The 12,173-nt window shown below is 54.7% G+C and carries 11 protein-coding genes and 1 pseudogene; 5 read left to right on the top strand and 7 right to left on the bottom strand.

Going from position 1 to position 12,173, the window contains the following annotated elements:
* Nucleotides 1-35: 35 nt before the first annotated feature.
* Both purB and hflD read right to left on the bottom strand, forming a co-directional pair.
* Nucleotides 36-1,406, bottom strand: a complete 1,371-nt coding sequence (gene purB, locus L085_RS18390; RefSeq protein ID WP_044031416.1) for an adenylosuccinate lyase — start codon at nucleotides 1,404-1,406, stop codon at nucleotides 36-38.
* Between the two features lie 22 nt (nucleotides 1,407-1,428).
* Nucleotides 1,429-2,055 carry a high frequency lysogenization protein HflD gene (gene hflD, locus L085_RS18385; RefSeq protein ID WP_004941196.1) on the bottom strand — a complete coding sequence of 209 codons (627 nt, stop codon included), beginning with the start codon at nucleotides 2,053-2,055 and terminating at the stop codon, nucleotides 1,429-1,431.
* 331 nt (nucleotides 2,056-2,386) lie between these two features.
* Here hflD and kup point away from each other — a divergent pair, with 331 nt between their 5' ends.
* Nucleotides 2,387-4,255 carry a low affinity potassium transporter Kup gene (kup, locus tag L085_RS18380; RefSeq protein WP_015377607.1) on the top strand — a complete coding sequence of 623 codons (1,869 nt, stop codon included), beginning with the start codon at nucleotides 2,387-2,389 and terminating at the stop codon, nucleotides 4,253-4,255.
* Between the two features lie 49 nt (nucleotides 4,256-4,304).
* Here kup and mnmA read toward each other — a convergent pair whose 3' ends face one another.
* The 4 genes from mnmA to rluE all read right to left on the bottom strand — a co-directional run bounded on the left by mnmA (nucleotide 4,305) and on the right by rluE (nucleotide 6,955).
* Entirely contained in the window at nucleotides 4,305-5,405 is a 1,101-nt protein-coding gene (gene mnmA, locus L085_RS18375; RefSeq protein ID WP_015377608.1) for a tRNA 2-thiouridine(34) synthase MnmA, read from the bottom strand.
* Between the two features lie 106 nt (nucleotides 5,406-5,511).
* Nucleotides 5,512-5,958 carry an NUDIX hydrolase gene (locus L085_RS18370; protein WP_044031415.1) on the bottom strand — a complete coding sequence of 149 codons (447 nt, stop codon included), beginning with the start codon at nucleotides 5,956-5,958 and terminating at the stop codon, nucleotides 5,512-5,514.
* Nucleotides 5,959-5,967: 9 nt separating this feature from the next.
* Nucleotides 5,968-6,306: a lysozyme inhibitor LprI family protein gene (locus L085_RS18365; RefSeq protein ID WP_004941208.1), complete on the bottom strand. Its 339-nt coding sequence runs from the start codon at nucleotides 6,304-6,306 to the stop codon at nucleotides 5,968-5,970.
* Nucleotides 6,307-6,328: 22 nt separating this feature from the next.
* Nucleotides 6,329-6,955, bottom strand: coding sequence for a 23S rRNA pseudouridine(2457) synthase RluE (gene rluE / locus L085_RS18360; protein WP_044031414.1), 627 nt, complete (start codon nucleotides 6,953-6,955; stop codon nucleotides 6,329-6,331).
* Between the two features lie 131 nt (nucleotides 6,956-7,086).
* Here rluE and icd point away from each other — a divergent pair, with 131 nt between their 5' ends.
* The 3 genes and pseudogenes from icd to tnpA all read left to right on the top strand — a co-directional run bounded on the left by icd (nucleotide 7,087) and on the right by tnpA (nucleotide 10,110).
* A complete protein-coding gene (gene icd, locus L085_RS18355; RefSeq protein ID WP_015377612.1) occupies nucleotides 7,087-8,340 on the top strand; it encodes an NADP-dependent isocitrate dehydrogenase in 1,254 nt (417 codons plus the stop codon).
* Between the two features lie 497 nt (nucleotides 8,341-8,837).
* On the top strand, nucleotides 8,838-9,398 hold the full coding sequence (locus L085_RS24215; RefSeq protein ID WP_049870685.1) for a zinc ribbon domain-containing protein: 561 nt from the start codon (nucleotides 8,838-8,840) through the stop codon (nucleotides 9,396-9,398).
* A 306-nt stretch (nucleotides 9,399-9,704) separates the two neighbouring features.
* Nucleotides 9,705-10,110 (top strand): annotated as a pseudogene (gene tnpA / locus L085_RS25555) (IS200/IS605 family transposase).
* 110 nt (nucleotides 10,111-10,220) lie between these two features.
* On the opposite strand, the gene uspF reads toward tnpA, so the two are convergent.
* Nucleotides 10,221-10,676 carry a universal stress protein UspF gene (gene uspF, locus L085_RS18335; protein WP_033633280.1) on the bottom strand — a complete coding sequence of 152 codons (456 nt, stop codon included), beginning with the start codon at nucleotides 10,674-10,676 and terminating at the stop codon, nucleotides 10,221-10,223.
* An 828-nt stretch (nucleotides 10,677-11,504) separates the two neighbouring features.
* Here uspF and L085_RS18330 point away from each other — a divergent pair.
* Nucleotides 11,505-12,104 (top strand): hypothetical protein, encoded by a 600-nt coding sequence (locus L085_RS18330; protein WP_015377613.1) that lies wholly within the window; start codon nucleotides 11,505-11,507, stop codon nucleotides 12,102-12,104.
* The last annotated feature ends 69 nt before the right edge of the window (nucleotides 12,105-12,173 follow it).

Genomic DNA, 12,173 nt, shown 5'->3' with positions numbered 1-12,173 from the left:
CCGTGGGCCGCCTTGTCGTTGTGGGTCTAACGCGCTTACTTCAGCTCGTCGACCATGGTGGTGGCGCGGCCGATATAGTTGGCCGGGGTCATCGCCTTCAGACGGGTTTTCTCTTCTTCCGGCAGCGCCAGGCCATCGATGAACGCCTGCATGCCGGCAGCGTCTACGCGCTTGCCGCGGGTCAGCTCTTTCAGCTTCTCGTAAGGCTTCTCGATGCCGTAGCGGCGCATCACGGTCTGGATCGGCTCGGCCAGCACTTCCCAGTTGTGATCCAGTTCGTCCAGCAGGTGCGCCTGGTTGACTTCCAGCTTGCTGATGCCCTTCAGGGTGGCCTGATAGGCGATCAGCGCGTAACCCAGGCCCACGCCCAGGTTACGCAGCACGGTGGAGTCGGTCAGGTCGCGCTGCCAGCGGGAAACCGGCAGTTTGCCCGCCAGGTGGCCCAGCACGGCGTTGGCCAGCCCCAGGTTGCCTTCGGAGTTTTCGAAGTCGATCGGGTTGACCTTGTGCGGCATGGTGGAAGAACCGATTTCGCCGGCGATGGTCTTCTGCTTGAAGTGGTTCAGGGCGATGTAGCCCCAGATGTCGCGGTCGAAGTCGATCAGAATGGTGTTGAAACGCGCTACGCAGTCGAACAGTTCGGCGATGTAGTCATGCGGTTCGATCTGGGTGGTGTACGGGTTCCAGGTGATGCCGAGCGAGGTGACGAACGCTTCGCTGAACTGATGCCAGTCCACTTCCGGGTAGGCGACGATGTGGGCGTTGTAGTTGCCGACCGCACCGTTGATTTTACCCATGATCTCCACGCGCTCCAGTTGGCGGTACTGGCGCTCCATGCGGTAAGCCACGTTGGCGAACTCTTTGCCGACGGTCGACGGGGTCGCCGGCTGGCCGTGGGTGCGCGACAGCAGCGGGATATCGCGGTATTCCTGCGCCAGCCCTTTCAGCGCGTCGATGATCTTGCGCCAGTAAGGCAGCACCACGTCCTGACGGGCGCTTTGCAGCATCAGCGCGTGCGACAGGTTGTTGATGTCTTCGGAGGTGCAGGCGAAGTGGATGAACTCGGACACCGCGTGCAGCGCAGGCACCGCCGCCACTTTTTCCTTCAGGAAATACTCGACCGCTTTCACGTCGTGGTTGGTGGTGCGCTCGATGGTTTTGATGCGCTGTGCGTCTTCTTCATTGAATTCCGCGACGATTTTGTCGAGGAAAGCGTTTGCGTCGGCGTCAAAAGCGGGAACTTCCTTGATTTCTGCGCAGGCGGCCAGTTTTTGCAGCCAACGTACTTCAACCTGTACGCGGAATTTCAGCAGACCGTATTCGCTGAAAATGGGGCGCAGTGCGCTGACTTTATCACCGTAGCGTCCATCAACGGGGGAAATGGCGGTCAGTGAGGATAATTCCATCGGTAGCAACTCCTGGGATCGATTAACAATGAGCAACGATATTTTGCGCCTGCTTGAACAGACGATTACGGGAAAACATTAACTGCAGGCGGCTGCCGCCGACCTGTTGCCACAGCACGGCGGCGCGAATGCCGGCCAGCAGCGTGGCGCGAACCTTGGCCTGCACCTGTGGGTTCTGCAGGATGGCCGGCGAGCCGGTCACCTGGATGCGCGGCCCGAGCGGGCTGACCACGTCGACGTAAATGCCGGCCAGCGCGCTGATGATGGTGTCCGATTCAAGATCGAAGTGCGCCAGCTGGCGTTCGAGCTGGCCGAGGCGTTCGCCGAGCGTGTTCATCGCCTGTTTGTTGGCGTTGAGCTTGCGCTCCAGCACCATCAGGCTGATGGTGTAGCGGGTCAGTTCCGCGCCCGGCCCTTTGTTGTTGGCATTCAGCACGCCCATCAGGGTTTCGAGGCCGACCATCAAATTGCGTTCCTCGCCGCCGAACACCGCCAGCGTGGAGGGCGGATCCATCTGCAGCAGGCTTTTCAGCGAGGTCTGAAACGCTTCGCGGTTGCATTGCCCTTCATGGGCCAACTGCTGAACCAAACGCGCCGACTGGCTGATGCCCGCCATGGCCAGCGTGATGTCATAATAATTCTTCGCCACGATGACTCCTGTAAACGCGGTGAACGGTACATGGCTTACTGCATAAGGTTGTGTGTATCGCAGGGGTAACGGCGGCGGCCGCGAACGGTAACGATCGGGCGTGGCTGTAACAACGATGACAACGAATGCCGCGGATCATGCCACAAAATCGAGGGTAAACCCAGCGTCTAATACGTCTGCGGTGAGGCGGAGGCGCCGTGCGGCGCAGAACTGCGCAAATAGGCGACGAAAATCGCCGGCGCGGCGGCGCGAACTTATTGTTGCTGCGGCAAATAAAGTGCGGCGGCTGCATCTATACTGCCAACGTGAACCCTCAAATAAAGACCTTTATATGCACGTAAAAAACAAGCAGCCACTGCCGGCGGTGACGCTGGCGGCCATCGGCGTGGTGTACGGCGATATCGGCACCAGCCCGCTGTATACCCTGCGCGAATGCCTGACGGCGGAGGAGGGCATCACCCTGACGCCGGCCTCGATTTACGGCTTTTTATCGCTGATTTTCTGGCTGCTGACGCTGGTGGTGTCGATTAAATACATTTGTTTCGTGATGCGCGCCGACAACGACGGCGAGGGAGGCATTCTGACGCTGATGTCGCTGGCGATCCGCAAGCTGGATGCGCGCTGGGTGCCGGCGGCGGTGCTGATCGGGCTGGTGGGCGGCAGCTTCTTTTACGGCGATGGGGTGATCACCCCGGCCATTTCGGTGCTCTCGGCCATCGAGGGGCTGCAGATTATCGCCCCCGAGCTGGACAGCTTTATCGTACCGCTGTCGCTGCTGGTGCTGACCGCATTGTTCGCGATCCAAAAACGCGGCACCGGCAGCGTCGGCAAACTGTTCGCCCCGGCGATGGTTATCTGGTTCCTGACGCTGGCGCTGCTGGGCCTCGGCGGCATTTTGCATCACCCCGGCGTGCTGCGGGCGCTGAACCCTTACTGGGCGGTGAATTTCTTCCTCGAATACAAGGCCGTGTCGTTCTTTGCGCTGGGCATGGTGGTGCTGTCGGTCACCGGCGCCGAAGCGCTGTACGCCGATATGGGCCACTTCGGTAAAAAACCGATCCGTCTGGCGTGGTTTACGCTGGTGGCGCCGGCGCTGGTGTTGAACTACTTCGGCCAGGGGGCGCTGCTGCTGGCCAACCCGGCGGCGATCAATAACCCGTTCTTCCTGCTGGCGCCGACCTGGGCGCTGATCCCGCTGCTGGTGATCGCTACGCTGGCGACGGTGATCGCCTCGCAGGCGGTGATCTCCGGCGTGTTCTCGCTGACGCGGCAGGCGGTGCGGCTGGGCTACCTGCCGCCGATGCGTATTATCTATACCTCCGATCAGGAGTCCGGGCAGATCTACATTCCGGTGGTGAACTGGCTGCTGTTCGCGGCGGTACTGATCGTGATCGTCAGCTTCAAACACTCCAGCAACCTGGCCTCGGCCTACGGCATCGTGGTAACCGGCACCATGCTGCTGTCGTCGATTCTGCTGAGCATCGTGGCGGTGAAAAACTGGGGCTGGCCGCGCTATCTGGGCGGGCTGATGCTGCTGGTCATGCTGTGCATCGACGTGCCGCTGTTCGGCGCCAACCTGATCAAGCTGGCGACCGGCGGCTGGCTGCCGGTGGCGCTCGGGCTAATCATTCTGCTGATCATGCTGACCTGGAAGACCGAGCGTTCGCGCCTGATCCGCCGATTGCGCGACAACCAGGAAGGGCTGAGCGCGCTGATCGAGTCGCTGGAGAAGGCGCCGCCGAAGCGGGTGCCGGGCACCGCGGTGTTTATGGAGCGCACGCCGCATGCGGTGCCGCTGGTGCTGTTGCATAACCTGAAGCACAACAAGGTGCTGCACGAGCGCGTGGTGCTGCTGACCATCGTCACCACTGACATGCCGTACGTGCACAACGTGCAGCGGGTGGCGATCGAACAGCTGTCGGCGAGTTTCTGGCGGGTGGTGGCGAGCTACGGCTGGCGCGAGACGCCCAACGTGACGGACATTCTTTACCGTTGCGGGCTGGAGGGGATGAGCTTCACCATGAATGAGACCTCGTTCTTCATGTCGCGCGATACGCTGGTGCTGGGCAAACGGCCCTGGTATCTGCGCGTGCGCGGCAAGGTGTTCCAGCTGTTGCAGCGCAACGCGCTGCGGGCGCCGGACCTGTTCGAAATCCCGCCGAACCGGGTGATCGAGCTGGGGGCGCAGGTGGAATTTTGAATAAAAAACGCTGCGGTAAACGCAGCGTTTTTCTTGGGCGGCAGGCGAATTACGCCAGGCGCTGTTCGATGATGCCGCCGCCGAGGCAGATTTCGCCCTGGTAGAATACCGCCGACTGACCGGGGGTGACGGCGGAGACCGGCTCGTCGAAACGCACTTCGATGCGTTCGTCGTCGAGCGGGGTCACGGTGCAAGGGATATCCTGCTGGCGATAGCGGGTCTTCACCGTGCAGCGGAACGGGCCGCTCAGCGGCAGGCGATCCACCCAGTGCAGCTGCTGCGCGATAAGGCCTACGGACATCAGGCGCGGATGATCGTGCCCCTGCGCGACGACCAGCACGTTGTTGGCCACGTCTTTATCCACCACGTACCACGGATCTTCGCTGCTGTCTTTCAGGCCGCCGATGCCCAGCCCTTTGCGCTGGCCCAGGGTGTGATACATCAGGCCCTGGTGTTCGCCGACGGTCTGGCCGTCAACGCTGACGATCGGGCCCGGCTGCGCCGGCAAGTAGCGGCCGAGGAAGTCGCGGAACTTGCGCTCGCCGATAAAGCAGATGCCGGTAGAGTCTTTCTTCTTGGCGGTGACCAGCTCCAGTTGCTCGGCGATGCGGCGCACCTCCGGCTTCTCCAGCTCGCCGACCGGGAACAGGCTCTGCGCCACCTGCTCGTGGCTCAGGGTGTAGAGGAAGTAGCTCTGATCTTTGTTGCCGTCGACGCCGCGCAGCAGGCGGCTTTTGCCGTCCACGTCCTGGCGGCGCACGTAGTGGCCGGTGGCGATAAAATCGGCCCCCAGATCTTCGGCGGCGAACTCCAGGAAGGCTTTGAATTTGATCTCTTTATTGCACAGGATGTCCGGGTTCGGCGTGCGGCCGGCCTTGTACTCTTCCAGGAACAGCTCAAACACGTTGTCCCAGTATTCCGCCGCAAAGTTCACCGTGTGAAGTTCGATGCCCAGCTTGTCGCAGACCGCTTGCGCGTCGGCCAGATCGGTCGCGGCGGAGCAGTACTCTTCGTCGTCGTCTTCTTCCCAGTTCTTCATGAACAGCCCAGCGACCTGATAGCCCTGTTGCTGTAACAGATAGGCGGTAACGGAAGAGTCGACGCCGCCGGACATACCGACGATTACTTTTTTCTGGCTGTTGTCTGACATGGGGATCTCACGAACTTGAACACGAACCGTGCTGATAAAAACAAGCGCAGGATTTTACCACGTTGGCCGCGCCGGCGCACTGTTCATCTTGTGCTGCCCGGCGCGCTTAATGCGGCCAGGCGAAGCTGCCGACCAGCGACAGCGGGTAACGTTCCGGCTGCTGATAGCTGCGAATGCTCTCCGCCACCAGCGCGGAACGCAGGTTGGGCGCCTGCAAAATCTCGTCGGCGCTCAGCCACAGGCAGCGATCGATGTCGCTGTCGTGCGGCTCGGTCGGCAGCGGCTCTTCCAGCTCGATAACGAAGCAGAAGCGCAGAAACGGCGTGCGATCCGGCGCGATCCACTGGTGCAGGCGCAGGAACGCCTGCGGCGTGGCGCGGATGCCGGTCTCTTCCCACAGCTCGCGCTCGGCGGCCTGCACCAGCGTCTCGTCGGCCTCCAGATGGCCGGCCGGCTGATTCCACAGCGCTTTGCCGTTGATGGTTTCTTCGACAATTAAAAATTTGCCGGCGGCGTGCACCACGCAGGCGACGGTGACGTGCGGTTTGAACATGCGGTCTCCTTACAGCGGTTTGTCGATGCGCCGATAGATATCGTCCAGCTCGGCGATGCGGGTACGGTAGCTTTTGAGCAGACAGGCGGTGTCACCGCCGCACCGCTGGCGTTTTGCCAGCCAGGCCTGCTGGCTGTCCTGCATCGCGCCGCGCGCGCCCATGGCGAACAGGCCGCGCAGGAACTGGTATTTGGTGGCCATTTGCACGTCCAGATCGTTCAGCGTGCGGTCGGCGCAGATGGCGCGTTCATCGCTGCCTGCCGCCTTGGCGCAGTCGAAGCTGGCGGCAGGGGCGGCGAACGGGGCCGCCAGAGCGGCGAGCAGCAGCGCGATCGGGGTAGATTTCATGGCGCCTCCATCAGTTATCGGTCTACAGGGAATCGATGATTTTCCATTCACCGGGCTGCAGTGAACCCAGCGAAAGATTACCCATACTGTAGCGAATCAGGCGCAGGGTAGGGAACCCGATATGCGCCGTCATGCGACGCACCTGGCGGTTTCGCCCTTCGAACAGGGTGATTTTCAACCAGCTGGTGGGGATGGATTTACGCTCGCGGATCGGTGGGTTGCGCGGCCACAGCCACTGCGGCTCGGCGACCAACTCCACCCCGGCGGGCAGCGTGGGCCCGTCTTTCAGCGTGACGCCGCTGCGCAGCGGCGCCAAATCGCTCTCCTGCGGCGCGCCCTCGACCTGCACATAGTAGATTTTGCCGGTGCGCTTGCCCGGCTGGGTGAGCTGCGCCTGCAGCTGGCCGTCGTTGGTCAGCACCAGCAGCCCCTCGCTGTCGCGATCCAGGCGCCCGGCGGCGTAAACGTCGGGGAAGGGGATGTACTCTTTCAGCGTGGCGCGGCCGGCTTCGTCGGTGAATTGCGGCAACACGTCGAAGGGCTTGTTGAATAACACAATGCGGCGCGGCCCCTTCGGCGCGGCGGGTTTGGCGGCATTCGGCTTGCTGAATCGTTTAACTTTGTGATTTCTAACAGAGAATTTTTTCATAACGGTTGAGATTACGGATGATAAGCGCATTATAACCGAATCCGTTTCGGATTGGCGCGGACCGAATATTCAAGTAGTATCTACACGCATCTTACAAAGCATTAACAAAATTGCGCTTGAAGGAGAGGTTGATGGAAAGCAAAGTAGTTGTTCCGGCAGAAGGTAAAAAAATCACGGTTGACGCCCAGGGTAAACTGGTTGTTCCTCATAACCCGATCATTCCGTTCATCGAAGGCGACGGCATCGGCGTTGACGTGACTCCTGCCATGATCCACGTGGTTGATGCGGCCGTTAAAAAGGCTTACCACGGCGAACGTAAAATCTCCTGGATGGAAATCTACACCGGCGAAAAATCTACCCACGTTTACGGTAAAGACGTGTGGCTGCCGGACGAAACTCTGGACCTGATCCGCGACTACCGCGTCGCCATCAAAGGCCCTCTGACCACCCCGGTCGGCGGCGGCATCCGTTCTCTGAACGTGGCCCTGCGCCAGCAGCTGGACCTGTACGTGTGCCTGCGCCCGGTGCGTTACTACCAGGGCACCCCAAGCCCGGTGAAACAGCCTGAGCTGACCGACATGGTGATCTTCCGCGAAAACGCCGAAGACATCTACGCCGGCATCGAGTGGAAAGCCGGCTCCGCCGAAGCGGACAAAGTGATCAAATTCCTGCGCGACGAAATGGGCGTGAAGAAAATCCGCTTCCCGGAGCAGTGCGGTATCGGCGTGAAGCCATGCTCCGAAGAAGGGACCAAGCGTCTGGTGCGTGCGGCGATCGAATACGCCATCACCAACGACCGTGACTCCGTGACCCTGGTTCACAAAGGCAACATCATGAAGTTCACCGAAGGTGCCTTCAAGGATTGGGGCTATGAGCTGGCGCGCGAAGAGTTCGGCGGCGAGCTGATCGACGGCGGCCCATGGCTGAAGATCAAGAACCCGAACACCGGCAAAGAGATCGTGGTTAAAGACGTGATCGCCGACGCCTTCCTGCAGCAGATCCTGCTGCGCCCGGCGGAATACGACGTGATCGCCTGTATGAACCTGAACGGCGACTACATCTCCGACGCCCTGGCGGCCCAGGTCGGCGGCATCGGCATCGCGCCGGGCGCCAACATCGGCTCCGACTGCGCCCTGTTCGAAGCGACTCACGGCACCGCGCCGAAGTACGCCGGCCAGGACAAAGTGAACCCAGGCTCCATCATCCTGTCTGCAGAGATGATGCTGCGCCACATGGGCTGGTTCGAAGCGGCTGACCTGATTGTTAAGGGCATGGAAGGCGCCATCGCTGCCAAGACCGTGACCTATGACTTCGAACGCCTGATGGAAGGCGCTAAGCTGCTGAAATGTTCAGAGTTTGGCGACGCTATCGTTAAACACATGTAAGTGTGTTTTAGCGCTTGAATGAGAGCGGGAGCCTAAGGGCTCCCGTTTTTTATTGTTCCAATTGCATGGGTTATTGCGCTGCCGCAATCCGGCGCCGGAGCCAACAGAGCAGGGCTGTTATGCAATTGCGCGAGATTGATATCAGCTCGAACAAGGGGAGAGTTACCTCATTATTCCCGGACAGACGGCTGATGGAATCGTGGTGAAAACCTCTACATGGCACGCTGTGCGAAGGCTGGATTTGTACTGATCTCAGGAAAGTTGCTGATCGGCGACGTCATCATAATGTCAGTGAGAGCGGATGAACTGAACCATGCCGGTGCGTACTCTCTGGGGGCGTGATGCTCCATCACATGTACGGTCAGCTAAGTAATCGTGTCCCTTACGAGTGATATTGGCAGGAACGAACAATCACGATTTTGCGTTTTAACGGGTGAACTTCTTGACTTCAACTGTTAACATTAAAGGGGATTATTATTCTATAGGAAAAGGATTAAATGAGAGAGTTTGGGTTTTTATTGCTGGCAGTAGGTGTCGTTTGGCTGCTGATAGCTTTTAACATGGACACCTATGTTTTTACTGGGTATGGTGAACGTGTCAATAACATTGGTTTGATCGCATCTAAACAGAATCACTTGCTGATATCATCAGTTATTTCTATTTGCGCCATTTTGATGATCATCTTTGGGAAATCGTCGTCTAAGGCAACCAATGTATATGTAAAATGCCCGTTCTGTGCTGAAGAAATAAATCCTGAAGCAATAAAATGCAAGCATTGTGGTAGTGATGTATCGGTTCAGTTGAAAGTACAGAAAGAAAACAAGTTCTCATTTTATGGATTTGATCATAATTTATTGCTATCAGAAGATGATAGTCCAACACTAAATGACAGTGAGGTGATGGAGTTAGCTAATAAAATCAAGTCAATATCAAAGTCAAGTCGTGATTCTTATATTTTTGGTGAGCATCAATCAGATATCACATACATTAAATACAAACTCCCTAAAGCTGTTCAAGATGAGTTTGTAAAAAGGTTAAAATACTGGCTTGCTAAATAAAAATTATTCGTCAAGAAAGCCGCGCTATGCGCGGTTTTTTTATGGGGCGAGTATGCCTTTTAAGATTCCTGAAATTAAATGTATTTGCCTCTAAGGTATTCTGAAAGCGGGGGCTGGGAGAGTTTGCCGTTTATTCTCCGGAAGTCCAATTTAAACATTAAAAGCCCTTGCTGCAATTCTACCTGATTTACAAAAATTTATGCTGGAAAGCTGGGGGGCAATTATTCTTGGGAGGCTATAGTCTGAAGGAAACCCATGCCGGTATATTCCAGCTTACTCACCACAAGTAAGCTGGAAATTACCTATATGGGTTTATACAAGAGTTCATCACATGTGTTCTGTCGTTGCAAATACCACCAAGTCTGGACACCGAAGTATCGACTTCAAATAATTTGCGACAAGGTGGGGAAAGAGCTCTATTGAACAATTTCCATCCTCTGCAACATGAAGGTCTGTGAGGTTTTGGATCTAAATATTCACCAACTCACGAGCATTTGTCCCACCGAAGTTATCGACTTATACGTTGATGGACGTCCTAAAAGGATGCAGTGCAATCCGCCTTTACAGTCGTTTTCCGCACATACGCAAGAAGCTGTGAGGCAACCATTTTGGGGCAAGGGAATACGGTAAGGATAAACGAGGAAATTATCAGAGATACGTAAAGCATCAGGATGAGAGAGACCAGGAGATCGAACAGCAGATGGAGTTGTAGCAGGATTAACTCGAATATTGCCCCCTTTTAAGGGGCTTCATGTAAAGCCACCTCCTCAGGAGGTGGTCTTTGACTGTCTACTGTCCGAATGCATAAGGTATCGGACAAGATCACCGCGCGGCGTTAGCCGATTCACGCACCACCAGCACCGGGCAATTTGCGTGGCGGACGACGGCGGTGGCATTGGAGCCGAGGAGATAAGTGATCGCAGAAGGGCGGTTGGAACCCATCACGATAATCTCCGCGTTGAGCGCATCGGCGAGCTCCAGGATCTGATCTTTAGGATCGCCGACGGCAACGTGCGTGGTCACTCTATCTTCAGGCACGCTGAATTCTTTGGCCGCTTTTGCCAGCCCCTCGGTTGCTACCGCAATGATTTCGTCTTTGGTTTCTATCGCCGCCGTGGCGGCAAAGCCGAAAGCGGCATAGGTGGCGCGCGACGGGATCACCGCCAGGAAATGGACGTGGGAGTCTTCGAGCCTGGCGAGCGCGTTGACATGCGGGATGACCTGCTGTGTTAATTCCGGTTCGGTAATATCCACGGGAACCAAAATAGTTTTGTACATACTCCCTCCTTATCGTTTTCAAAAAACTCCACTTTTTGGATTATAGCTGCTTAACGCAGGGAAAGGGGAGATCCAGGTGGCAGAACTAAAGAAATTGGCCGCCAACAATCGGAGATAATCGCTACCTTGGTTATAGAGTATAAACAGAGAATATCAGATGAACTAAGGGATAAACAGCAAGAAAAACTAAATAATTATTTTTATTCAATGGGTTATGAGTGCGTCTGGATAGTCAATACAAAAACAGTTTTGCTAAATTAGCAATACTAATCGAAAGCTTGCTACTGGACGATTAGTCTAACACTCTACTACCTGGGGGTGAGGTTTACCTGGACGTTAGAGGCATAGAAGGTGCTAATTTGCTGAAATGTTCAGAGCTTCGTGGTGCTACCTTTAGGCATATTTAATACGTTCGGTGTTTTAATGGAAGACAAATCTCAGCGTGTTCGTCTTGATGCATATGTAATAATCATTGACATAATTCCGTAAGGTGACTTTTTAATGATTCGGAAAAATAATGTACCTGAATATAGGCATTTTTCGGTTGTATTATTTTAACGTTTTTATGATTTTTATTAGTATTGAGGAATCTATTTTTAGGTCAAAATAGACTATCGATCTTCTATGGGTTATGGCTTGCCGATATGGTTTCTATGGCTTTTTTTTGATATAGGTATAGATGATTATGCAGGAACTTAACCCACCATGTTTTTACATTTTCTAATAATACCTAATTGAACTGTTTTGTTTGAAATAATTTGATGGTTTAGTGTTATAGATAATAGTTGCCTTTAACATAAATTTTTAATGACGATCAAGAGGTGCATAATGAATTTTAGTTTGATACTTTACAGATATAATACTGCTCTGGATAGAGGCAGAAAAACAGTACAATTATCAATTGCAATAATGACTATTTGGATGGCGTTATGTGTATTCGTTTTTAAAATTGTTGATCTTTCATTCAATAAGGGTGACTTAAACGCCAGTATTCATGTTGACTTTGACTGGGATGTGTTTTCTTCATGGGGGATCGTGATATTTATTACATTGATTGGTGCCGTGTTCCATGGATTCCATGCGTCTAATGCTGAATTAAAAAATGCGAATGCAATAATAGACGACTTATTTATATCCGAAGATAAAGATATGGACAAAAAGTTAACCAGTCTGAACAATATCGCCAGCGAGCTTGAGCGTTATTGTATCAAAGCATCTGCGCTGAATTTGATTTCATTTATGCTTATTTTCTTCAGTTTCCTTCATGGTTATCTATCAATTGGAGAAATAATCCAAGGGCTTAGGGAGAGTAATTACCTGGCTTTGATAGTCGTGTCTGTATTTATATTGGCTTTTGTTGCATATTATCATGATGTGATTGTTTTTCTTAATGACCGAAAACGAAAACGCAACAAAGAAAAGGTATGAATTATTAATGATTTCAGTATGTTGATTGTTAATGGGGATTGATGTGCCTTATCGCTATATACATTTTTT

Source organism: Serratia sp. FS14 (assembly GCF_000695995.1).
In the GTDB taxonomy this organism is placed as follows: Bacteria; Pseudomonadota; Gammaproteobacteria; order Enterobacterales; family Enterobacteriaceae; genus Serratia; species Serratia nematodiphila.
This window is presented reverse-complemented; position numbering and strand designations above follow the sequence as displayed.